The sequence below is a fragment of the Methylobacterium sp. 2A genome, from assembly GCF_009806555.1.
Taxonomy (GTDB): Bacteria; Pseudomonadota; Alphaproteobacteria; order Rhizobiales; family Beijerinckiaceae; genus Methylobacterium.
In genome coordinates this window covers 538,077-558,763 of record NZ_VUOK01000003.1, presented here as the reverse complement: position 1 = coordinate 558,763, position 20,687 = coordinate 538,077, and the positions used below count along the sequence as shown (strand labels likewise).

23 protein-coding genes and 1 pseudogene are annotated in these 20,687 nt (G+C 69.6%); 14 read left to right on the top strand and 10 right to left on the bottom strand.

Annotation, left to right across the window (positions count from 1 at the left end):
• Window positions 1–245 precede the first annotated feature (245 nt).
• The 4 genes from FVE89_RS02780 to FVE89_RS02765 all read left to right on the top strand — a co-directional run bounded on the left by FVE89_RS02780 (window position 246) and on the right by FVE89_RS02765 (window position 6,890).
• The gene (locus tag FVE89_RS02780) at window positions 246–2,063 is read left to right on the top strand and encodes an extracellular solute-binding protein (protein WP_246730473.1); all 1,818 of its coding nucleotides are present in this window, start codon (window positions 246–248) and stop codon (window positions 2,061–2,063) included.
• Entirely contained in the window at window positions 2,060–3,913 is a 1,854-nt protein-coding gene (locus FVE89_RS02775; protein WP_160532580.1) for an extracellular solute-binding protein, read from the top strand. Before FVE89_RS02780 ends, FVE89_RS02775 begins: the two co-directional genes overlap by 4 nt.
• Before the next feature lie 219 nt (window positions 3,914–4,132).
• On the top strand, window positions 4,133–5,239 hold the full coding sequence (locus tag FVE89_RS02770) for a microcin C ABC transporter permease YejB (RefSeq protein ID WP_160532579.1): 1,107 nt from the start codon (window positions 4,133–4,135) through the stop codon (window positions 5,237–5,239).
• A gap of 223 nt (window positions 5,240–5,462) precedes the next feature.
• The gene (locus tag FVE89_RS02765; RefSeq protein ID WP_160532578.1) at window positions 5,463–6,890 is read left to right on the top strand and encodes an FAD/NAD(P)-binding protein; all 1,428 of its coding nucleotides are present in this window, start codon (window positions 5,463–5,465) and stop codon (window positions 6,888–6,890) included.
• A gap of 46 nt (window positions 6,891–6,936) precedes the next feature.
• On the opposite strand, the gene FVE89_RS02760 is transcribed toward FVE89_RS02765, so the two are convergent.
• Window positions 6,937–7,734 carry a helix-turn-helix transcriptional regulator gene (locus FVE89_RS02760; RefSeq protein WP_160532577.1) on the bottom strand — a complete coding sequence of 266 codons (798 nt, stop codon included), beginning with the start codon at window positions 7,732–7,734 and terminating at the stop codon, window positions 6,937–6,939.
• A 62-nt stretch (window positions 7,735–7,796) separates the two neighbouring features.
• Here FVE89_RS02760 and FVE89_RS02755 point away from each other — a divergent pair, with 62 nt between their 5' ends.
• Window positions 7,797–8,993 (top strand): MFS transporter, encoded by a 1,197-nt coding sequence (locus FVE89_RS02755; protein WP_160532576.1) that lies wholly within the window; start codon window positions 7,797–7,799, stop codon window positions 8,991–8,993.
• 15 nt (window positions 8,994–9,008) lie between these two features.
• On the opposite strand, the gene FVE89_RS02750 is transcribed toward FVE89_RS02755, so the two are convergent.
• Both FVE89_RS02750 and FVE89_RS02745 read right to left on the bottom strand, forming a co-directional pair.
• On the bottom strand, window positions 9,009–9,380 hold the full coding sequence (locus FVE89_RS02750; RefSeq protein ID WP_160532575.1) for an antibiotic biosynthesis monooxygenase family protein: 372 nt from the start codon (window positions 9,378–9,380) through the stop codon (window positions 9,009–9,011).
• Window positions 9,322–9,858, bottom strand: a complete 537-nt coding sequence (locus tag FVE89_RS02745) for a helix-turn-helix domain-containing protein (RefSeq protein WP_342389803.1) — start codon at window positions 9,856–9,858, stop codon at window positions 9,322–9,324. Before FVE89_RS02745 ends, FVE89_RS02750 begins: the two co-directional genes overlap by 59 nt.
• A gap of 150 nt (window positions 9,859–10,008) precedes the next feature.
• Here FVE89_RS02745 and FVE89_RS02740 point away from each other — a divergent pair, with 150 nt between their 5' ends.
• On the top strand, window positions 10,009–10,533 hold the full coding sequence (locus FVE89_RS02740) for an N-acetyltransferase (protein ID WP_160532573.1): 525 nt from the start codon (window positions 10,009–10,011) through the stop codon (window positions 10,531–10,533).
• A 49-nt stretch (window positions 10,534–10,582) separates the two neighbouring features.
• On the opposite strand, the gene FVE89_RS02735 is transcribed toward FVE89_RS02740, so the two are convergent.
• The 3 genes from FVE89_RS02735 to FVE89_RS02725 all read right to left on the bottom strand — a co-directional run bounded on the left by FVE89_RS02735 (window position 10,583) and on the right by FVE89_RS02725 (window position 13,189).
• A complete protein-coding gene (locus FVE89_RS02735; protein ID WP_160532572.1) occupies window positions 10,583–10,843 on the bottom strand; it encodes a hypothetical protein in 261 nt (86 codons plus the stop codon).
• A gap of 90 nt (window positions 10,844–10,933) precedes the next feature.
• Entirely contained in the window at window positions 10,934–12,115 is a 1,182-nt protein-coding gene (locus tag FVE89_RS02730) for a multidrug effflux MFS transporter (protein ID WP_160532571.1), read from the bottom strand.
• A gap of 108 nt (window positions 12,116–12,223) precedes the next feature.
• On the bottom strand, window positions 12,224–13,189 hold the full coding sequence (locus FVE89_RS02725) for a cytochrome c family protein (protein ID WP_160532570.1): 966 nt from the start codon (window positions 13,187–13,189) through the stop codon (window positions 12,224–12,226).
• Between the two features lie 321 nt (window positions 13,190–13,510).
• Here FVE89_RS02725 and FVE89_RS02720 point away from each other — a divergent pair, with 321 nt between their 5' ends.
• The 4 genes and pseudogenes from FVE89_RS02720 (at window position 13,511) to FVE89_RS02705 (ending at window position 15,778) form a co-directional block, all read left to right on the top strand.
• The gene (locus FVE89_RS02720; RefSeq protein ID WP_160532569.1) at window positions 13,511–14,254 is read left to right on the top strand and encodes a 3-deoxy-manno-octulosonate cytidylyltransferase; all 744 of its coding nucleotides are present in this window, start codon (window positions 13,511–13,513) and stop codon (window positions 14,252–14,254) included.
• Window positions 14,255–14,276: 22 nt separating this feature from the next.
• Entirely contained in the window at window positions 14,277–15,134 is an 858-nt protein-coding gene (locus FVE89_RS02715) for a prephenate dehydratase (protein ID WP_160532568.1), read from the top strand.
• 119 nt (window positions 15,135–15,253) lie between these two features.
• Window positions 15,254–15,304, top strand: a pseudogene (locus FVE89_RS31630) (hypothetical protein); the annotation flags it as partial.
• A 165-nt stretch (window positions 15,305–15,469) separates the two neighbouring features.
• Complete coding sequence (locus FVE89_RS02705; protein WP_342389800.1) at window positions 15,470–15,778, top strand: BrnA antitoxin family protein; 309 nt, start codon at window positions 15,470–15,472, stop codon at window positions 15,776–15,778.
• A gap of 9 nt (window positions 15,779–15,787) precedes the next feature.
• On the opposite strand, the gene FVE89_RS02700 is transcribed toward FVE89_RS02705, so the two are convergent.
• Window positions 15,788–16,513 carry a tyrosine-protein phosphatase gene (locus FVE89_RS02700; RefSeq protein WP_160532693.1) on the bottom strand — a complete coding sequence of 242 codons (726 nt, stop codon included), beginning with the start codon at window positions 16,511–16,513 and terminating at the stop codon, window positions 15,788–15,790.
• A 197-nt stretch (window positions 16,514–16,710) separates the two neighbouring features.
• Here FVE89_RS02700 and FVE89_RS02695 point away from each other — a divergent pair, with 197 nt between their 5' ends.
• Both FVE89_RS02695 and ppa read left to right on the top strand, forming a co-directional pair.
• Window positions 16,711–17,217 (top strand): GNAT family N-acetyltransferase, encoded by a 507-nt coding sequence (locus FVE89_RS02695; protein ID WP_160532567.1) that lies wholly within the window; start codon window positions 16,711–16,713, stop codon window positions 17,215–17,217.
• Between the two features lie 113 nt (window positions 17,218–17,330).
• Window positions 17,331–17,864, top strand: a complete 534-nt coding sequence (ppa, locus tag FVE89_RS02690; protein ID WP_160532566.1) for an inorganic diphosphatase — start codon at window positions 17,331–17,333, stop codon at window positions 17,862–17,864.
• 62 nt (window positions 17,865–17,926) lie between these two features.
• Here ppa and FVE89_RS02685 read toward each other — a convergent pair whose 3' ends face one another.
• Window positions 17,927–18,460: a gamma carbonic anhydrase family protein gene (locus FVE89_RS02685; RefSeq protein WP_160532565.1), complete on the bottom strand. Its 534-nt coding sequence runs from the start codon at window positions 18,458–18,460 to the stop codon at window positions 17,927–17,929.
• A 166-nt stretch (window positions 18,461–18,626) separates the two neighbouring features.
• Here FVE89_RS02685 and FVE89_RS02680 point away from each other — a divergent pair, with 166 nt between their 5' ends.
• On the top strand, window positions 18,627–18,908 hold the full coding sequence (locus FVE89_RS02680) for a hypothetical protein (RefSeq protein WP_160532564.1): 282 nt from the start codon (window positions 18,627–18,629) through the stop codon (window positions 18,906–18,908).
• Between the two features lie 356 nt (window positions 18,909–19,264).
• Here the strand turns inward: FVE89_RS02680 and FVE89_RS30420 are convergent, their stop codons facing one another.
• Both FVE89_RS30420 and FVE89_RS02675 read right to left on the bottom strand, forming a co-directional pair.
• Window positions 19,265–19,429 (bottom strand): hypothetical protein, encoded by a 165-nt coding sequence (locus FVE89_RS30420; protein WP_202130511.1) that lies wholly within the window; start codon window positions 19,427–19,429, stop codon window positions 19,265–19,267.
• A 94-nt stretch (window positions 19,430–19,523) separates the two neighbouring features.
• A complete protein-coding gene (locus tag FVE89_RS02675; protein WP_160532563.1) occupies window positions 19,524–20,036 on the bottom strand; it encodes an META domain-containing protein in 513 nt (170 codons plus the stop codon).
• A 197-nt stretch (window positions 20,037–20,233) separates the two neighbouring features.
• Between FVE89_RS02675 and FVE89_RS02670 the strand changes: the two genes are divergently transcribed.
• Window positions 20,234–20,557 (top strand): XRE family transcriptional regulator, encoded by a 324-nt coding sequence (locus FVE89_RS02670; RefSeq protein ID WP_246730451.1) that lies wholly within the window; start codon window positions 20,234–20,236, stop codon window positions 20,555–20,557.
• The last annotated feature ends 130 nt before the right edge of the window (window positions 20,558–20,687 follow it).

Here is a 20,687-nt window from a genome sequence, read left to right as displayed (position 1 = left end):
GCGCGCGCTTCCCTCCCCCGCAAAGGGGGGAGGGAATCTCTGCGCAGCCCCGTGCGGAAGCGCGCTCGACGCCCGGGGCACGCCCGGCCTATGAGCCTCAGCGAACGCCCGCGCCCCACGCGGGTCCCCACAACGGAGACAGCCTGCCCGTGACAGCGCAGACCGTGACCGGACGCCTCCTCGCCGCGACACTCCTCCTCGCCTGCCTGCATCTCACCCCGGCCCACGCGCAGGAACCGGCCGCGATGCCGTCCGATCCGCCGTCGATGCCCGCCGCCACCGGCCAGTGGGTCCACGCGCTCACGCTGATGGGCCAGCCGAAATACGGCCCCGACTTCAAGCATTTCGACTACGCGGACCCCGCCGCGCCCAAGGGCGGCCTCGTGCGCCTCGGCGCCCAGGGCGGGTTCGACAATTTCAACATCATCGTGTCCGGCCTGAAGGGCGACCTCGAGAACGGCATCCAGCAGATCTACGATCCGCTGATGACCCAGTCGTCCGATGAGCCGTTCACCTCCTACGGCCTGATCGCCGAGGCGGTGCGGGTCGCCCCCGATCTCGGCTCGGTCTCCTACCGCCTGCGCACGAACGCCCGCTGGCACGACGGCCAGCCGATCACGCCCGAGGACGTGGTCTGGTCGTTCGACATCCTGAAGGCCAACAGCCCGTTCTACGCCGCCTACTACCACACCGTCGCCAAGGCCGAGGCGACCGGGCCGCACGAGGTGACCTTCACCTTCTCGGAGAAGGGCAACCGCGAGTTGCCGCAGGTGATCGGACAGTTGCGCATCCTGCCCAAGCACTGGTGGATGGCCAAGGACGCCAACGGCAAGCCGCGCAACCCGACCGAGACCACCCTCGAGCCGCCGCTCGGCTCAGGCCCCTACCGGCTGGCGAAGTTCGATCCCGGCCGCAGCGCCACCTACGAGCGCGTGCCCGACTACTGGGGCAAGGACCTGCCGGTGAATGCCGGGCAGTACAACTTCGACACCGAGCGCTACGAGTATTTTCGCGACGGCACCGTGCTGGTCGAGGCGCTGAAGGGCGATCTCTACGATTTCCGCGCCGAGAACATCGCCCGGAACTGGGCGACCGCCTACGACGATTTCCCGGCCGTGAAGGAGGGCCGCCTGATCAAGGAGGCCTTCCCCGACCGCGGCATGGGCACCATGCAGGCCTTCGCGTTCAATACCCGCAGGGACAAGTTCAAGGATCCGCGCGTGCGCCGGGCCTTCAACCTCGCGATGAATTACGAGGAGATGAACAAGGCCCTGTTCTACGGGCTCTACAAACGGATCAACTCCTACTTCTTCGGCTCGGAGCTGGCCTCCTCGGGCCTGCCGGAGGGGGACGAGAAGGCGATCCTCGAGAGCGTGAAGGACAAGATCCCGGCTTCCGTCTTCACCACGCCCTACACCAACCCGGTGAACGACAGCCCCGAGGCGGTGCGCAAGAACCTGCGCGAGGCGGTCGGCCTGCTGCGCGAGGCGGGCTACGAGCTGCGCGGCGGCAAGATGGTCAACAAGGCGACCGGCGAGCCGCTGACCGCGGAGTTCCTGGAATCCCAGAACGTCTTCGAGCGGGTGATCCTGCCGTTCCAGGCGCAGCTGAAGCTGATCGGGATCGACACCACCCTGCGGGTGATCGACCCGGCGCAGTATCAGAACCGGATTCGCAACTTCGACTTCGACATCACCACGACGAACTGGGGCGAGTCGCTCTCCCCGGGCAACGAGCAGCGCGAGTACTGGGGCTCGAAGGCGGCCGACAGTCCCGGCTCGCGCAACCTGATCGGCATCAAGGATCCCGGCATCGACGCGCTGATCGAGAAGGTGATCTTTGCGAAAGACCGGCCCACCGTGATCGCAGCGACCCGGGCGCTCGACCGGGTGCTGCTCGCCCACGATTACGTCGTGCCGCAATGGTCCTCCAGCGAGCAGCGGACCCTGCGCTGGAACCGCTTCGGCCATCCGGCGATCCTGCCGCTCTACGCCAGCTCCGGCTTCCCGACGACGTGGTGGTACGACAAGGCGCTCGCGGCCAAAACCGGGGCGCCCCGTTGACGGGCGCCCTCTGGCGGCCGACCCGGCGCGGGATCGTCCTCGGCAGCGCCGCCCTCGCGGCTTTCCGGCCGGCGAAGGCCGAGGACGGGGAGCGCCACGGCCTCTCCAGTTTCGGCGAACTGAAATACCCGCCGACCTTCGCGCATTTCGACTACGTGAACCCGATCGCGCCGCGCGGCGGGCGTTTCTCGGCGACGCTGTCCGACACGACCGGCAACCAGGCGTTCAACACCTTCAACACGCTCAACATCTACGTGCTGCGCGGCGAAGGCGCGGCCGGCATGACCCTGACCTTCGACAGCCTGATGGTCCGCGCCCTCGACGAGCCGGACGCGGTCTACGGTCTGGTGGCACGCGCCGTCACGGTGAGCCCGGACGGTCTGACCTACACGTTCCTCCTGCGCCCGCAGGCCCGGTTCCATGACGGCGCGCGCCTCACCGCCCGGGACGCCGCCTTCAGCCTCAAGCTCCTGCGCGACAAGGGCCACCCGGAGATCGCCGAGGTGATCCGCCCGATGACGGACGCCCGGGCCGAGGGCGACGAGCGGCTCGTCGTGACCTTCGCGCCCGGCCGCGCCCGGGACCTGCCGCTGTTCGTGGCGCAGCTGCCGATCTTCTCCGCGGCCTATTACGGCACCCGCGACTTCGAGGCCTCGACCCTGGAGCCGCCCCTCGGCTCCGGCCCCTACCGGGTCGGCACGGTCGATGTCGGCCGCTCCATCGCCCTGGAGCGGGTGCCGGATTACTGGGCGGCCGACCTACCCGTGACTATCGGCCAGAACAATTTCGACGCGATCCGGTACGAGTATTTCCGCGATCGCACCGTGGCGTTCGAAGCGTTCAAGAGCGGGGCGTTCACGTTCCGGGAGGAATTCACCGCCCGGGTCTGGGCCACCGGCTACGATTTCCCGGCTCTCACCGAAGGCCGCGTTGTCCGCGAGACCGTGCCGGATGCGCGGCCGAGCGGCACGCAGGGCTGGTGGATCAACACGCGCCGCGAAGCCTTTCGCGACCCCCGGGTGCGCGAGGCGATCGGGCTGTGCTTCGACTTCGAATGGTCGAACCGGAACCTGATGTACGGCGCCTATACCCGCACGGCCTCGTTCTTCGAGAATTCGGACCTCAAGGCGACGGGAAAACCCTCGGCCGAGGAACTCACCCTGCTGGAGCCCCTGAAGGATCTGCCGCCGGAGGTGTTCGGCGAGGCCTGGACGCCGCCGGTCTCGGACGGGTCCGGCCAGGACCGGGCGCTGCTCAAGCGGGCCGACGCGCTGCTGCGCGAGGCCGGCTGCACGCGCTCCGGCGGCAGCCTCGTCCTGCCCGGCGGGCGGCCGCTGACGATCGAATTCCTGGACGACGAGCCGGTGTTCGAGGCGGTGACGCAGCCGTTCATCCGCAATCTCGGGCTGCTCGGCATCAAGGCGAGCCTGCGCATGGTCGATCCCGCGCAGTATCAGACGCGCCTCAAGGATTTCGACTTCGACGTCACGCCGCGCCGCTACAGCAGCGGTCTGACGCCGGGCGCGGAGCTGCGCGAGACCTACGGCTCACGGGCTGCCGGGACGACGGGCTCGAACAACCTGTCGGGCATCGCGGATCCCGCCATCGACGCGCTGCTCACCGCCATCGCGGACGCAAAATCCCGGGCGGATCTGACCACCGCGTGCCGGGCCCTCGACCGGGTGCTGCGCGCCGGGCGCTACTGGGTGCCGATGTGGTACGCCTCGACCCACCGCCTCGCCCTGTGGGACGTCTACGGCCGCCCGGCGACCCCGCCGAAATACGACCTCGGCGCGCCGGGAACCTGGTGGTTCGACGCAGAGAAGGCGAGGCGGATCGGGCGGGAGTGAAATCTTGTCCCTCTGCACGATCGCGTCCGAGGACGTTTGGAAACACCGACTCTCCCACCCGCGACCTCATCCTGAGGTGCCCGCGTCAGCGGGCCTCGAAGGAGCCCTCCAGATGCCTCGGCGATCTCTGGATCCCTCCTTCGAGGCCTCCGCTCCGCTTCGGCACCTCAGGATGAGGTCGTGGATGGGAAGCCTCATTTCGTCAGCCTCTGAGAGACCATGCTCGCCTACATCCTGCGCCGCATCGGCCTGATGATCCCGACCCTGTTCGGGATCATGCTGATCACCTTCACGATCGTGCAATTCGCCCCCGGCGGTCCGGTGGAACGGGTGCTGTCGCAGCTCCAGGGCCAGCGCGACGGCGCGCTCTCACGCGTGACCGGCGGCTCCGGCGATCTCGGCGGCGGCGCACGCCCCTCCGGTGGCGGCGGCGAGGCGAGTTCCCGCTATCGCGGCGCGCAGGGCCTCAGCCCAGAATTCATCGCCAAGCTGGAGAAGCAGTTCGGCTTCGACAAGCCGGCCCCGGAGCGCTTCGCCAAGATGCTCTGGGACTACGCCCGCTTCGATTTCGGCCGCAGCTATTTTCGCGACGTGACGGTGATCCAGCTGATCCAGGAGCGCCTGCCGGTCTCGATCTCGCTGGGTCTCTGGATGACGCTCCTGTCCTACGCGATCTCGATCCCGCTCGGCATCCGCAAGGCCGTGACGGACGGCGAGCGCTTCGACCGCTGGACCTCCTTCGTGGTGATCATCGGCTACGCGATCCCGGGCTTCATGTTCGGCCTGATGCTGATCATCCTGTTCGCGGGCGGCTCGTTCTACCAATGGTTCCCGCTGCGCGGCCTGACCAGCGAGGGCTGGGAGAGTTTTTCGACGTGGCACAAGGTGACCGATTACGCGTGGCACATGGTGCTGCCGCTGACCGCCCTGGTGATCGGCGCCTTCGCGACCTCGACCCTGCTCACCAAGAACTCGTTCCTCGACGAGATCCGCAAGCAATACGTGCTGACCGCGCGGATGAAGGGCCTGTCCGAGCGCCGCGTGCTCTACGGCCACGTGTTCCGCAACGCGATGCTGATCGTGATCGCGGGCTTTCCGGGGGCCTTCATCTCGGCCTTCTTCACCGGCTCCCTGTTGATCGAGACGATCTTTTCCCTCGACGGGCTCGGGGAGCTGTCGTTCCGAGCGATCGTGGGCCGAGACTACCCGGTGGTGTTCGCGACCCTCTACATCTTTTCCCTGCTCGGGCTCGCGGTGAACCTGCTCTCGGACCTGATCTACGTCTGGATTGATCCTCGGATCGACTTTTCGGCGCGCGCAACATAAAGATGTTTCCGGTCATCCCCGCAAAATAAGAACCTACAATCGGCAGAAGATTTCCCTCCGGAACGCATCGTTTAGGAAATCAGCTTCGCTTCCCGCGCCTTGAACAGGTCTTACATGGCTGACACCGATTGCCTTTGCTGGCAAAAACAAGGCCGCCTTGGCCCTGGCCGCACCTGAAGGTGCCCGGGCCGAGGCGATGTCCTCTGGCGCGGGCTCATCGTCGATGTTGGACCAGGACGAAACGACGAAATCAGAACTGCGTCATCGTCCGATCGCCGTCATCGGAGCGGGCTTCAGCGGCACGATGGCGGCGATCCAGTTGCTCGCCCGTTTGCCGCGGCGCCAACCGGTTCTGTTGTGTGAACGGGCGGAGCGTTTCGGGGGTGGTCGTGCCTACGCCACCGGGAACCCCGACCATCTGCTCAACGTGCGCGCCGCCAACATGAGCGCCTATCCCGACCGGCCATCTCATTTCGAGGATTGGCTGTCGGAGATCGCCGCGGGTGGGGCGGAAGCCGGTACCGGCAGCCCTGCGATCGGTCATGGAGGTGACGGCATCTGGCGAACCCCTGCCGGGACCTTCGCGGCGCGCGGGCTCTACGGCGATTACCTGGCGGGACTTCTGACCGAAGCGATGACGGGCGGTACGATGCCGCGCCTGCATCTGATCAACGACACGATCATCGACATCGTGCCGGATGGGAACCATCTGGTCCTGATTGCCGAGGGCGGCCTACGCGTCGAAGTTGCGGGTGCGGTGCTGGCAATGGGCAACCTCGCCCCGCCCCAGGAACCGCCGAGCCGCTTCCGTGTCGATCCGTGGCGTCCGGAGCAATACGGACGGCTGCATCCGGATCACCCGGTTCTCATCATCGGCACCGGCCTGAGCATGGTCGACGCGGTGATCAGTCTTCGGCGCCACGGCTTTTCCGGACGGATCATCGCGCTCTCGCGGCGCGGTCAGATCCCGGCCGAACACCAACGCGCCGATCCCTGGCCGCGTCCGGACTTCACAGCCGCCGAAACCCGCTCGCTCACCCGGCTTCTGGTCCGGATTCGTCGCGAGGTCGCCGCCGCGGCGGAAGCCGGCATCGGCTGGCATGGGGTGATCGACGCCCTGCGGCCGGTCACGGACGCCCTCTGGCTCGGATTGCCGCCGGCCGACAAGGCCCGCTTCCTGCGCCATCTCCGACCGTTCTGGGACACGCATCGGCACCGCGCCGCACCGCCCGTGGGGGCGGCCATCGCCGGCGAGATCGAAGCCGGCTCGCTGCAGGTGCGGGCCGGCAAGCTGGTGGCGATCGAGGATCAGGCCGGTGAAGCGCGCGTGACATACCGACCGCGGGGGGCATCCGAACTCGAAACCCTCGCCGTGCAGCTCATCCTCGATGTTCGCGGCGTCGGTCGTGTCGCCGACACGACCGACCCGCTCCTGCGCAACCTGATCGATCGCGGCCTCGTGCAAGCCGGCCCGTTCGGCCTCGGCCTCGCCGTGCATCCCGATCTGACGGTGATGGGCACCGCCGAAACCCCAGCGCGCCTCTGGACGCTGGGCCCACTGCTCCGCGGCACATACTGGGAATGCACGGCCGTGCCGGATATCCGCAACCAGGCCGTCGATCTGGCCCGGTCCGTCGCGGCGGCGCAGTGATCGTCTGGCGGGCCGAGCCCGGCGCAGACACGAGAGCCCTTCCCGATCAGGACACGGAGCTCGGAGGATGGGTCTTCAACACCCGTCCCATCGTCAAGCGCAGCGCCTGGGCACTGCGATAGCCCACCGCCGCCGCCACCGCCCGCGGCGGGATACCCTCGGCCGTGAGCGCCAGCGCCCGGATCACCCGCGCCCGCGCCCGCCAGTCGCCGAAGCTCAGGCCCGTCTCCGCGCGAAAGCCCCGGGTCAGCGTGCGCCGGCTCGCCCCGGCCCGGTCGGCCCAGGCGTCGAGATCGTCCTCCGAAGCCGGATCCTCGATCAATCCGAGGCAGACCCGGCGCAGGCGCGGGTCCCGCGGCAGCGGCAGCGTGAGCGGCGTCGCAGGCGCGCGGCCGATCTCGTCGAGCACCAGGGCCGCGAGGTGTCCGCCGCGGCCCTCCTCGGCGTAGAGCACCGGCTCCTCCGCCAGCGCCGTCAGGGCTGCCGCGAGCAGCCGCGACACCGCGATCACCCGGCACCCCGCCGGGAAGCCCGCAACCGCGGCGGGATCGAGATAGGCCGAGCACATCGCCACCGCGCCGTGTGTCGCCACCGCATGGGGGAGGCGCGGCGGGATCCAGAGGGCGTGGCCCTCGGGCACGACCCAGGTGCCGTCCTCCGCCGAGGCCATCATCAGCCCGGCGGTGGCGTAGAGAAGCTGCGCCCGCGGGTGGAAGTGCCGGTCGAGCATCATCCCGGCCGCGTAGGCCTTGGGCATCACCGCGACGGCGCGGGGCACGTCCTGATAGTCGGCGGCATCCGTGGATCGCCCAGCCGGCGTCAGAAATGGCCCGTTCGCATGCATATCCGGCCCGACACCTCCATCGGGTCAGGCTATCAGGGTCCGCTCCCGGAGGATACGCCGCGATGGATTCGGACACCCTGTCCCGCCGCACCCTGCGCTTCGTCAACGTCGCGCACGCGCTCGATCACTTCGTGCTGCTGATCTACCCGACCGCCGTCATCGCCATCGCCGCTCAGACCGGCCTGGGCTACGGCGAGCTGATCGGGCTCGCCACCGGCGCCTTCGTGGCCTTCGGCCTGTGCTCCCTGCCGATGGGATCGCTCGCCGACCGGTTCGGACGGCGCAACATGCTGGCGGTGTTCTTCTTCGGCTACGGGCTCGCGTGCCTGGGCGTCGCCACCGCCTCGACGCCGCTCGCCTTCGCCCTCTGGCTGTGCGTCCTCGGGCTCGCCTCGGCGATCTACCACCCGGTCGGCTCTGCGATGCTGGTGACCCATGCCCGGCGGCTCGGGCGCGATCTCGGCATCAACGGCGTCTGGGGGAATTTCGGCGCGGCCTCGGCCTCCGGCGTCACGGCGCTGCTCGCCGCCGCGATCAGCTGGCGTGCGGCCTTCGTGGTGCCGGGCCTGATCTGCCTCGCCTGCGGCGCGGCCTTCCTGGCGCTGGTCCCGGGCGACGGCGAGGGCAGCGGCAAGAAGGCCGGCGGCGCGGCGGTGATCCCCGTCACGCGACCCTGGGCCCTGATGGCGATGTTCGCCCTGGCGATCTTCGCGGGCGGCCTGACCTTCAACCTGACGACGATCAGCCTGCCCAAGGTGATCGACGAGGGCGTCGGCCAAGCCCTGCCGCTGGCGCTCACCGGGTCGCTGGCTACGGTGGTGTTCCTGTTCGGCGCGCTGATGCAGCTCGCGATGGGCCGCCTGATCGACCGCTACAGCCTGCCGACGCTGTTCGTGGCGCTCTCGGTGCTGCAGCCGCTGGGGCTGGGGATCGCGGCCGTCTCCAGCGGCCTGCCGCTGCTCGCCGGGCTCGTGATCGCCATGACGGCGATCTACGGGCAGGTGGTGATCAACGACGCGATGATCGCCCGCTACGTGCCCCCGGCCTATCGGGCCCGGGCCTACAGCGTGCGCTACTTCGTGGGCTTCACGGCAAGCGGCTTCGTGGTGCCGGCCATCGCGCTGCTGCACGATCGCGGCGGATTCGGGCTGGTGCTGGGCTGCGCCGCGGCGTGTGGCGCGGTGATCTGGCTGGCGGCGATCGGCTTCCTCAAGCTGACGCAGGGCGGCGACCGGCCCGCGCTGGCCGCCGCCGAGTAGGGTCGCCCGGCAGGCTCACGCCACGCAGATACCCGGTACGGCGATCGGCCGGAACAGGTGCGGGCTGACGGTCGTGCCCTCGGGATAGGCCGTGAGCCGCCCCTGGAATTCGGGGTTGGTGAAGGCGGCCCTGAAATGCGCGACCGATTCCCAGACAGCGTAGTTCAGGAACGCGCCGCTGCCGGCGATCCCCCGATGGAGCTGGGTCGTGATGAAGCCGGGCTGACGCTTCATGAAGGCGGCGTCCACCTGCCACGCGGCCAGGAGCTTGTCGGCTCCTTCGGGCGGCACCACGAACGTGTTGACGAGGACGACCGGGCCGTCGCCCTCATCCCTCAGTTGATCCGCCAGCGCGACGGCGCGATCGGTCTCGATGAATGTCGGCATGGTGGTCCTCCTCCAGTGGATGGGGCGTGACGGGATCGGTGGCGCTGTCGAGCCGGCCCCGCAGGGTGCGCAGGAGATCGCCCGCCGCCGTGACAGCCTCGGCGGAAAGCCCGTCGGCCAGGGCCTCGGCCCAACGCTGCTGGCGCGCGTGCGCGGCGCGGTAGGCGGCCTCGCCTGCCGCGGTCATGGTGACCAGCATGGCGCGCCGGTGATGGGGATTGGGCGCGAGGCGAACGAGGCCATCCGCCGCCATCTCGCCCACGGAGCGCTGCACGGCCTGCCGGGTCAGGCCCATGGTGCGCGCGAGATGCGCCACCGGCAGCGGCACGGGGGCCAGCGCGATCGCGCCGAGCACCTGCCAGCGCGCGCTGGTGAGCCCGAGATCCGCCACAAGGCCGTCCCCGGCCGCCAGCAGCGCGCCGTTCAACCGGAAGACGTCGAGGATCAGAGCCGTCAGGACGTCGCGCGGGCGGCACACGCATTCAGGTTCTTTGGATCGGCTCGACATCTTGGCCGAACGCGTAGCACTTTCGCAGCATACTGTCAAATTGACAATTCGTTGTCAAAATGCCGTTTGCGGGTCCGGCCCGGCGCTGCTACGCGGCTCCGTCCGATCCGCGAGCGTCCTGTGACCGTCCTGTCCCTCGTCATCCGGCCGGAGCGGCCGGAGGACACCCCCGCCATCGCGCGCCTCCAGGCCCGGGCCTTCGGCCCCGGCCGCTTCGCCCGCACCGCCTATCGCCTGCGCGAGGGTGCGGCCGAGCGGATGGATCTCGGCGTCACCGCCTGGGTCGGCAGCTTCCTGGTCGGTTCGGTGCGGATGGGCCCGGTCCGCACCGGCGCGACGCGCTTCGTGATGCTGGGGCCGCTCGCGGTCGATCCGAGTTTCGAAGGCCGCGGCATCGGCGGCACCCTCACCCGCGCGGCGATCGCGGCGGCGCGGGACGCCGGGGAAGGGCTGGTGATCCTCGTGGGCGACGCGCCCTATTACAGCCGCTTCGGCTTCAGCCCGGTCCCGCCCGGACGGCTGATCCTGCCGGGGCCGGTCGATCCGGCGCGCTTGCTGTGGCTGGACTTGGAAGCAGGATTTTCCGAGCGCGTCTCCGGCCCGGTCGAGGCCGTCCGCGCCGGGACTCACGACAGCTCGGTCTAGAAGGCCGCCCCGCCCGCTCGGTCGATCAGGCGGGGCGGATCGTGGGCAATTAGCGCCGGGCGCCGGAACCGCTGGTGCCGGAGGTCGCGGTTCCCGAGCCGCCCATCCGCGAGGTCGAGCCGGTCGCGTCAGAGGGGCCGGACTTCATCTCATGGCCGGGCGCATAGCCGGATGCACCGGGGCTGCCCGCCCTGCTGCCGTGTTCCTGCATCTCGTGACCGGGCGTCCGGGACGCGGCGCCCTGTTCGGCCGCGAAGGCGGTTCCGCCGAGGGCCAGCGTGGCCAGGACGATGATGGGCAAGCGCTGCATGGCGTTTCTCCTCCTGTTGGGGCCTCTCAATGCCGAACCCGCCGAGACCGTTCCGCCCTCCTCGGGCTCCGTCACGGACCCGACTGGGCTTCACGCCCGCCGCAGCGCCAGGGCCGCGATCAGCCCGGCCGCGAGCAGCGCCAGCGCCACCGGCGTCGCCGAGGTGGCGGGCCACGCGGAGGCGGCGGCCGTGAACAGGGCCCCGAAGGTCATCTGCGTGAAGCCATAGAGGCTGGAGGCCGAGCCGGCGGCGTGCGGGACGACGTTCATGAGCCCCGCCACCGCATTGGGGCTCAGCAGGCCGACGCCGACCGCGTAGGCGAAGAGCGGGGCGATCAGGCTGACGACGCCCAGCATCCCGGTGCGGTCGACGATCAGCAGCGTCACCGCCGCCGCGATGCAGAGCAGGTTGCCGCGCCGCGCCGCCGTCCGGATCGGTACCCGCGCGGCGAGCCGGCTCGCGAGGACCGCCCCGCCGACCATCCCGAACACCACGATCAGGCAATCGAACCCGACCTCCTGCGAGGAGCGTCCGAGCCGGTCCACGAGCAGGAACGGCGCCACCGCCAGGAAGGCGTAGAGGCTGGTGCCGCCGCAGGCCCCCGCCACGAGGTAGGCGCGGAAGACCGGGATCCGCACGAGCCGGATATAGCCGGCCAGCACCGCGACGAAGCCGGGCAGCGCCACCTTGTGCCGGTTGGTCTCGGGCAGGGTGAACACGACCAGCACACCGAGCACCGCCACGAGCGCGGCCAGCACCACGAACACGGCCCGCCAGCCGAAGGCCTCGTTGACGACGCCGCCGATCGCGGGCGCCAGGGCCGGGGTGAGCGTCATCGCGGTGGTGAGGATCGCGAGCTTGCGGGCGGCGTCCTCGCGGGTCGAGACATCGCGCACCATGGCACGGCCGATCACCAGCGAGCCGCAGGCGCCGAGCGACTGGAGCACCCGCGCCACCAGCAGCACGCCGATATTGGGGGCCGGGATCGCGAGCAGCAGCCCGGCGAGGTAGACGCCGAGCCCGCCGATCAGGATCGGCCGCCTTCCGTACCGGTCCGAAAGCGGCCCGTAGAGGAGCTGCCCGCCGGCGAGCCCGATCAGGTAGACGGTGATGGTGAGCTGCGCGCCGGCCGCGTTGGTGCCGAGATCGACCGCGACGGCGGCCAGCGCCGGCACGAAGATGTGGAGCGCCACCGTCCCGGTCATGGTCACGGCGACGAGGAGCAGGAGGGACGCCCGGCGCTCCTCCGTTTCGGGACTTCGGTCAGCCACGGGATCCTACGCGGTTCTCGATCCGGCAGCATGCCGGGCGCGGTCGCGCTACAGCAAAGGCCGGGCCCGGAGCCATGCCGGCAGAACGCGGCTGACAGGCGGGAGCCGCTACGGCTTCGGCGCCGGGGCGTTCGGGTCCTTGCCTGGGACGGTGACGTCGAGCTCCTTCGCCCGGTCGACCGCCTCGGGATTGGCCTGCGCAGCCGGCTCCTTGGCGGCCGGGGCCGTCGGCGCGGTCGGCTCGGCCGGGATCGCGCTCGACGGCTGGCCCTGCTGGTCGCCGTCATGGGCGGCCGCCGGCGGTGTCGGGGCGTTGCGGTCGCTCGATTCGCTCGGCGCGCGCGGGGAGCCCGGAGACTTCTCCTCGACCGGCTTGGCGGTACCGGCATCGGCGGGCTTGGCCGGGCTCTCCTTGCCCTCCGAGGGCTTGGAAGCGGCCGGCTGCGCGGCCGTCGGCTTGTCGGCGGGTGCGGCGGCCGGCTTGTCCCCCGGCTTCGCCGCCGCCGGGGCGGCCGCGGGCGGCGCCTCGGTCTTCTCGACGGCCGGCAGCGGCTTCGGGTCATCCGCGTTCTTGCGCAGGTAGGCGATGACGTTGGCCCGCTCCTGCGGCGAAGCGATGCCGGCAAACGCCATCTTGGTGCCCTTCACGTAGCCCTTCGGGTTCGTCAGGAACTCGTCGAGATCCGCGTAGGTCCAGGTGCCGCCCTTCTCCTTCATGGCGGCCGAGTACTCGAAGCCCGGATGCGAGCCCTTCGGCCGCTCCACCACCCCGTAGAGGTCCGGGCCGACCTTGTTCGGGCCGCCCTTCTCGAAATTGTGGCAGGCATGGCAGGCCTTCGTGCCGGCCTCGCCCTTCTCGACATTGGCACTCGCCAGCCGGACCGCGATCGGCTCGACCTTGGCCTCCGGCGCCGCGGCGGCAGCGGCCTCGTGCTCCGGCTCGGGCAGGTCGTAGCCGGCTTTGCCCGCCGGCTTCGGATGGTAGATCAATTCGGCGACGAAACCCGATCCGGCCGCGAACAACAGGGCGCCGAGGACTGCGCCCAGGACCTTGTTCACCTCGAACGAGTTCATGCTCTTCTCGCGTCTCGGCCCGGGCCCGTCGCGCGCCTGATCACGGGCGAGCGAGCTCGGACGCCGGACATTGGAAGATTTCGAGGTTGCCTTAGCCGTTCCGGACGGTCGCTGACAATGCCGGCAAGGGCCTCAGCGTCGCTCCGGCGCAGAATTGTGCCATCGAATCGTCAAGCTTGTCACCGGGCGGCAACTTTTCGCCGAGACCGTGCCCCGGACCGGGGGACGACAACCGGAGACCGGCCTGTTAAGCAGCCGGCCCGCACGCCGGCGGGCCGTCCCGGTCCGGGCGTGCGCTGCGAATCGTCGGGTCCGAACGCGATGTCCGATCCCCTGGTCCTGATCCCGGCGCGCCTCGCGGCGACGCGCCTGCCCAGCAAGCCGCTGGCCGACATCGCCGGCGAGGCGATGATCGTCCATGTCTGGCGCCGGGCCGTCGAGGCCGGGATCGGCCCCGTGGTCGTGGCCACCGACACGGCTGAGATCGCCCGGGTCGTGGAGGCGGCGGGCGGCCGCGCGGTGATGACCCGGGCCGACCATCCCTCCGGCTCCGACCGGCTCGCCGAGGCGCTCGAGAGCGTCGATCCGGAGGGCCGCCACGATGTGGTCGTCAACGTGCAGGGCGATCTGCCGACCATCGATCCGGCGATCATCGGCGCCTCCGTCGTGCCGCTCGCCGACCGCACCGTCGACATCGTGACGCTCTGCGCGCCGATCACCGACCCGCACGAGGCCGACAATCCGAACGTCGTGAAGCTCGTGGGCCATTCGGTCGGCCCCGGGCGGCTGCGCGCCCTCTACTTCACCCGCGCCCGCGCCCCCTGGGGCGACGGGCCGCTCTGGCACCATATCGGCCTCTACGCCTACCGCCGCACGGCGCTCGGCCGCTTCGTCGCCCTGCCGCCGGGCGAGCTGGAGAGCCGCGAGAAGCTGGAACAGCTCCGCGCGCTGGAAGCCGGCATGCGCATCGACGCCGTGATCGTCGACGACCTGCCGCTCGGCGTCGACACCCAAGCCGACCTGGACCGCGCCCGCGCCCTGCTCCAGGGCCGGCGCCCGAACTGACCGCCCGACGAATCCGCGAGCCATGACAGACCGCACCATCGCCTATCAGGGGGAACCCGGGGCCAATTCGCACATCATCTGCGCGCAGGCCTATCCGGACTGGACGCCGCTCCCCTGCGCCAGCTTCGAGGACGCCTTCGCGGCGGTCACGGAGGGCCGGGCCCAGCGCGCCATGATCCCGATCGAGAACTCGATCGCGGGGCGCGTCGCCGACATCCACCACCTGATCCCGGTCTCGCCGCTGCACATCGTGGCCGAGCACTTCCTGCCGATCCATTTTCAGCTGATGGTGCTGCCGGGCACGCAGATCGCGGCGCTGAAGAGCGTCCACAGCCACGTCCATGCCCTCGGCCAGTGCCGACGGATCATCCGGCGCCTCGGGCTGAAGGCGGTGGTGGCCGGCGACACCGCCGGCGCGGCGCGGGAGGTCAAGGAACTCGGCGATCCGAGCCGGGCGGCCTTGGCGCCGGCTTTGGCCGCCGAGGTCTACGGCCTCGACATCCTGGCGCGCGATGTCGAGGACGAGGCGCACAACACCACCCGCTTCGTGGTGTTCTCACCCGAGGCCGAGCCGGTCGCGCCCGGGACGGGACCTTGCGTGACGAGCTTCGTGTTCCGCGTGCGCAACATCCCGGCGGCGCTCTACAAGGCGCTCGGCGGCTTCGCGACGAACGGCGTCAACATGTCGAAGCTCGAGAGCTACATGATGGACGGCGAGTTCACCGCCACACAGTTCTACGCGGAGGTGGACGGCCACCCCGAGGATCCGGGCCTCGCCCGCGCGCTCGACGAACTCGGCTTCTTCTCCCGGGAATTGCGGGTGATCGGCACCTACCCGGCCCATCCGTTCCGCGAGGCGGCAAGGCCGGCGGCGGAGTGACAGGCGCGGGACGGTACCTCATACCCCGTCATTGCCGTAACGACGTTTTGTAACTACGCTTCGGCATGGGCTTTCAGTGAGACCCCGACAAGGATGCAGCGAATCAAGCTAAGCATCTCATCGGATTCCGACAGGCTGCGGAGATCTTTCGGAATTTCCGGCTGACTCGTGAAGACAGGCGCCGCGACTACGGCGAGCGCCGGTTCATCAGCCTGGGGCCTACGATGAAACAGTGCTGCGGGTCGTCTATGTCGAACGCGACAACGACATCCGCATCATTTCGGCATGGAAGGCGAACCGCCATGACAGGCAGGTCTACGCAGAAGCCCGAGCCCGTGCGCAGGGCAACCGTCCGGTTTGAAGGGTTCGAGGACATGCCGGCGGCCGAACCGCTCAGCGATGCCTTCAAGGACATGAGCGATGCGGAGATCGAACGGCGCGCGGCCACAGACCCCGATGCCGGCGCGATTCCCGCCGGTTTTTGGGACGAAGCGGATGCTGTGCTGCCCGAGGGCAAGGAGCAGATCACGCTTCGACTCGACGCGGAGGTGCTGCGGCACTTCCGGAGCTCCGGAACGGGTTACCAAACCCGGATCAACGCGGTGCTGAAGAGCTATGTTCGGGCCCAGGAGAAGCGGCGATAGCTTGAATGTTCACTCCCGCCGCAGCACCCGATCCACCGCCAGATCCGACCAGAAGCCCGGCCGGAAATCCCGCTTGAGCGCCTCCGGATCGTAGATGGTCTCGACCCAGGTCAGGAAGTCGATCCCCTTCGCCTCACCCTCGATCCGGTAGCGGGCGAAGAAGGCGTCGAGGATGCCGGTCTTGGCGAAGCGGAGATGGCCATAACGCGCCGAGAGCTGGCGCGCGGCCTCGGCGACGGGGCGGCCCTCGTGCAGGATCAGGTAGAGGGCCGAGGCCAGGCCGGCGCGGTCGGCGCCCGACTTGCAGTGCATCACCGCCGGATACTCGATGCCGGCGAAGAATTCCTTGGCGGCCAGGATCGTCGCCGGGTCCGGCGCCTCCCGGGAGCGCAGCACGAATTCGACGAGCTTCAACCCGTGGCGCTCGCAGGCCTCGCGCTGCAGCGGCCAGGAGCCGTGCTCGCGCCCGCCGCGCAGCGAGATGACCGTGCGGACGCCCTCGGCCCGGAAGCGGGCGAGTTGGTGCGGCCCGGGCTGGGCGGAGCGCCACAGCGCCCCCGAGCCGACCCGGTGGCGGTTGAGATAGGCGAGCCGGAACACGCCGTGATCCATCAGCAGCATGTTGGCCCAGGCGCGCAGCCGGTCACCCGGGCCGGCGATCGGCCGCTCGAAGCGGGCGATTCGGGCCATGCGGCGCGCGTAGCGCGTCTCGGGCTTCAGGAAGCGGTTGAACAAGGCCGGGCTGCCGCGGGGACGGAACGCGCGCTCTACCAGCCGCCCGCCGGGCCGGCAATTCACCACCGGATCGGCCTTCGGGCCGCGCGCTGCGGGATTCCGGCGCCGATCTTGCCTTCACTCTGCCCGGATCGGCATCGAACCTGGGCGGACCGCGCGGGTTATCCGCCGGTCGGACGAGGGGAGGCCCGAAGCCCATGAGCACGCGCACCACGAGCATCCGCCGGGCCCGCGAGGCCGATCTCGGCGGCTTGTCCAAGGTGTTCGATGCGTCGTGGCGCGAGGCCTATCGCGGCATCATCCCCGGCGTCGCCCTGGAGCGCCTGATCGCCGGCCGCGACCGGGCATGGTGGCGCGGTGCCCTGCGCCGGGGGCGCCCCGTCGCCGTGGTGGAGACGGTGGACAGGATCGTCGGCTACGCGGCCTACGGGCGGACGCGCAGCCGGGCTCTGGGCACCGAGGCCGAGATCGACGAGCTGTATCTCCTGCCCGAGTATCAGGGTGTGGGCCTCGGCCGCCGCCTGTTCCGGGCGGTCCGCAACGATCTCGCCGATTTCGGACTGACGCAGCTCGGCGTCTGGAGCCTGGAGGACAACGAGCGCGCCGGCGCCTTCTACGAAGGCCTCGGCGGCAAGCCGGGACCGCGGGTGCTCGACCGGGTTGCGGGCGTTCCGCTTCCGAAGATCGGCTTCCTGTTCGGCTAACGTTTCCCCAGGCGCGTTGCGGAACCGTAGCGGCGACCGATTTGCAAGAGCGGGCGGCGCCTCTAAGAGAACCGGGATAGAACCGGCACCCCGGATCCTGGAAGCGGAACGCCATGAGAATCGACGCCATCCCGCTCGGCAAGAAGCCGCCGCACGACATCAACGTGATCGTCGAGGTGCCGCTCGGCGGCGAACCGATCAAGTACGAGATGGACAAGGAATCCGGCGCGCTGGTCGTCGACCGGTTCCTGTACACGCCGATGTTCTATCCGGGGAATTACGGCTTCATCCCCCACACCCTGTCGGGCGACGGCGACCCCTGCGACGTGCTGGTCGCCAACACCCGCGCCGTGGTGCCGGGGGCGATCATCAGCGCGCGTCCGGTGGGCGTGATGGTGATGCAGGATGAGGGCGGCGAGGACGAGAAGATCATCGCGGTCCCCTCGCGCCACCTGACCAAGCGCTACGACCGGGTCGAGAACTACACCGACCTGCCCGAGATCACGATCCAGCAGATCCAGCACTTCTTCGAGCACTACAAGGATCTGGAGCCCGGCAAGTGGGTCAAGTTCGTCCGCTGGGGCGACAAGGAGGAGGCCCACCGGCTGATCGAAGCGGCGATCGAGCGCGGCAAGGCCAAGAAGTAACGGGTTCCGACCGGCCTCTCCTCCCGGAGGGGCCGGATCGTCCGGCGGCGCCTGAACCGATCTCAGGCGTCGATGCGGCGCAGGCCGGCTGCGTAGCGCCGCGCATTCTCCACGTAGCGCAGGGCCGCCTGACGCAGGCCCGCGATTTCCGCCTCGTCGAGGATGCGCACCGCCTTCGCAGGCGCTCCGACGATCAGGCTGTGATCCGGGAATTCCTTACCCTCGGTCACCAGGGCATTGGCACCCACGAGGCAGCCGCGGCCGATGCGGGCGCCGTTCAGCACCGTCGCCCCCATGCCGATGAGGCTGCCGTCGCCGATCGTACACCCATGCACGATCGCGCCGTGGCCGACCGTCACGTCCGTCCCGATGACCAGAGGAAAGCCGGGATCGACGTGCATGATCACGCCCTCCTGGACATTGGTGCGGTCGCCGATGCGGATCGGCTCGTTGTCGCCGCGCAGGGCCGCCCCGAACCAGATCCCGACATCGAGACCGAGATGGATCCGGCCGATCACCTGTGCGTCGGGCGCGATCCAGATGCGGGCTGGGTCGGCGATCTCCGGCACATGGTCTTCGAGAGCGTAGAGCGGCATGGCGGGCTTTCGTCGGGGGATCTTCGGGACGGCGACACCGGCATCCGGACGCGCCCGGGATCGAAGCCGTGGATCAGTGTCGCCTGTCGCGGGAATGGCACGGTCCGTCCGGGCTGCCAATGCTAGCCTGACCCGACATGCAATGCGGACGCGAATCGGACACGGGATGACGCAGCTCTCGGCATCGATTGGCCTGATGGGCTTCCTGCTGATCCAGGGCGCCGGATCCGCGGCCGATTTGCGCGAGATCGCGCCGCGCGACGGTTTCCGCGCGACCTGCGAGGATCTCGGGACCTTGTGCTTCGCCGATGCCTGCGGCCGCGACCAGATCGAGGCGGCCCAGAGCTGCCGGGCGCGCTGCCCGAGTGCGGCGATCATGAGCGTGATCCCGGCGAGCTGCCCGCCCTCCGAGACGCAGACGTTCTCGGTCCTGCGCCGACGCGGCTGAGGCCTGCGTTCCGGCCTTTCCGCCGCTCCAGTCCCGACAAGAAAAATCAAGCGCCCGCGGCAACGAATCGCGGAAGCTCGCATTGACCCATCTCGAAATGGTGACTGACAGACGTGAGGGCGCGGACGGATGCTCGCGAATGCGCGCGATGCCCGCAGGCGAATGATGCGGACAAGTGATCTTCATCCCCCGCGGGCGGGATTGAATTCGGACCCGATTCTCTACGGTGTTGCCGCCGGATTGGCGGCCCTGTTCCCGCCCGTGAAGACCTCGAACGCTCCGACCGAGCCGACCCGGGCCGATCAAGCGGGCAGATCCCAGGGCACGACCGACGCCCCCTAGGCGAGGCGTTTCCGTCAGGACGCGAGCCGGGCGAGCAGCAGCAGCGTTCCCAGCACCGGAACGGTCGCAGCAAGCCAGAGGGCACCGGCGTGGACCCCTTCGGGGCCGAAGAAGCGCAGGCTCCGCGTCGCACCGGGGCGCAGATCCGCCCCGTGTCCGATACCGATCCCAATTGGCATCTGTAATCTCCTCGGCACGCGAGGAGTAGAAATCGACACCCACCAAGATCGTCTGAATCACCGCAGGCCTTCCTGCGGCGTGGTGAACGATCGCTTAAAGCGCGCGGTCGAACTTCAGCTCGCCGTTCGGGCTCTTCAGGACCAGCTGCGAGCCGACCAGATCCCACACCGCCGAGGTGCGCAGGGCGATGAAGAAGGCCTGCTCCGAGGCAGCCAAGCCCTTGTCGCAGCTCTTCTTGGTCAGCGCGAGCGGGCCGACCGCGATATGCTGCTCCTTGAGCGGGAAGGCCGTGGCCGCGAAGGTGTTGCAGCCGCCGTAGCCGCGGGCGCGGTACTGCTTGTCGATGATGAAGCTCGGCCGATCGCTGCCGGAGAACGGCTTGCCGTTGAGGCTCACCGCCGTCCAGGTCGAATCGAGCGGGAAGATCTTCTCGCTGGCCTTGGCCCCGGGCACGTACTGAGGCTTCTTCTCATCCTCGCCGCCGGGACGGCGGTTGCCCTTACCGAAGCCCGTGGGCGCCCCCATCTGGGCCTGCGCCTGCGTCGCTGCGGTGACACCCGCGGCCAGAACCGCGCAGGCCAAGGTTGCGATCAGCACCCCTCTCATCGTTCAGTCCCCATCTCGCGCGCTCCGCGCTCAGGTCATCCCGGATCCGGACGCGCCGCCAGAGGCGTTCCGAATCCCCGCGCCCTGGCGGATGCGACAGGATTTCAGCACAATTGTGGTCGCGCCGCCGATACGTCCGCCCGGAAACGATCGGCGGCGGTCATCGTTGTTGATCATTGAAGATCGGGAGAGTGGCCTTGGCAGGATCGGACGAGGGTGCGCAGAGCGGCGCGGGCGCTCCGGCGATGAGCCCGGCGCAATCGCGGGCGGCCCGCGGGCTGCTCGGCTGGTCCGAGGCGGACCTCGCCGCGAAGGTCGGGCTCGACGAGCGGCGCGTGCGCGATTTCGAGGGCGGTTACGGTGATCTGCCGAGCGGGCAGATCGAGGCTCTCCGCAGCGCCTTCTGCACGGCCGGGGCGGTCTTCACCGAATCGCCGACGCCGGGTGTCCATTTGGCAGAAGCGTCCGGTACCGACGAGGGGACCCGCCTCGGCGCTCTCACCACCGAGAACGACCGGTAGTCCGAACGCGCCGCTCAGGGCGCGTTCAGGCGTTCGGGTCGATATCCGGGGTCACGCCATGCTGACTGCCTGGAGCGATCCGTGACCGACCCTCTCAGCCTCCGCCCCCGGAGTACCGCGCGTCTCGCAT

Excerpts from the sequence above, each read along its gene's own strand:
- FVE89_RS02780 (WP_246730473.1), top strand. The coding sequence starts at position 246 with ATGCCGTCCGATCCGCCGTCGATGCCCGCCGCCACCGGCCAGTGGGTC.
- FVE89_RS02770 (WP_160532579.1), top strand. The coding sequence starts at position 4,133 with ATGCTCGCCTACATCCTGCGCCGCATCGGCCTGATGATCCCGACCCTG.
- FVE89_RS02765 (WP_160532578.1), top strand. The coding sequence starts at position 5,463 with ATGTTGGACCAGGACGAAACGACGAAATCAGAACTGCGTCATCGTCCG.
- FVE89_RS02760 (WP_160532577.1), bottom strand. The coding sequence starts at position 7,734 with ATGCATGCGAACGGGCCATTTCTGACGCCGGCTGGGCGATCCACGGAT.
- FVE89_RS02755 (WP_160532576.1), top strand. The coding sequence starts at position 7,797 with ATGGATTCGGACACCCTGTCCCGCCGCACCCTGCGCTTCGTCAACGTC.
- FVE89_RS02750 (WP_160532575.1), bottom strand. The coding sequence starts at position 9,380 with ATGCCGACATTCATCGAGACCGATCGCGCCGTCGCGCTGGCGGATCAA.
- FVE89_RS02735 (WP_160532572.1), bottom strand. The coding sequence starts at position 10,843 with ATGCAGCGCTTGCCCATCATCGTCCTGGCCACGCTGGCCCTCGGCGGA.
- FVE89_RS02725 (WP_160532570.1), bottom strand. The coding sequence starts at position 13,189 with ATGAACTCGTTCGAGGTGAACAAGGTCCTGGGCGCAGTCCTCGGCGCC.
- FVE89_RS02720 (WP_160532569.1), top strand. The coding sequence starts at position 13,511 with ATGTCCGATCCCCTGGTCCTGATCCCGGCGCGCCTCGCGGCGACGCGC.
- FVE89_RS02715 (WP_160532568.1), top strand. The coding sequence starts at position 14,277 with ATGACAGACCGCACCATCGCCTATCAGGGGGAACCCGGGGCCAATTCG.
- FVE89_RS02695 (WP_160532567.1), top strand. The coding sequence starts at position 16,711 with ATGAGCACGCGCACCACGAGCATCCGCCGGGCCCGCGAGGCCGATCTC.
- ppa (WP_160532566.1), top strand. The coding sequence starts at position 17,331 with ATGAGAATCGACGCCATCCCGCTCGGCAAGAAGCCGCCGCACGACATC.
- FVE89_RS02685 (WP_160532565.1), bottom strand. The coding sequence starts at position 18,460 with ATGCCGCTCTACGCTCTCGAAGACCATGTGCCGGAGATCGCCGACCCA.
- FVE89_RS02680 (WP_160532564.1), top strand. The coding sequence starts at position 18,627 with ATGACGCAGCTCTCGGCATCGATTGGCCTGATGGGCTTCCTGCTGATC.
- FVE89_RS30420 (WP_202130511.1), bottom strand. The coding sequence starts at position 19,429 with ATGCCAATTGGGATCGGTATCGGACACGGGGCGGATCTGCGCCCCGGT.
- FVE89_RS02675 (WP_160532563.1), bottom strand. The coding sequence starts at position 20,036 with ATGAGAGGGGTGCTGATCGCAACCTTGGCCTGCGCGGTTCTGGCCGCG.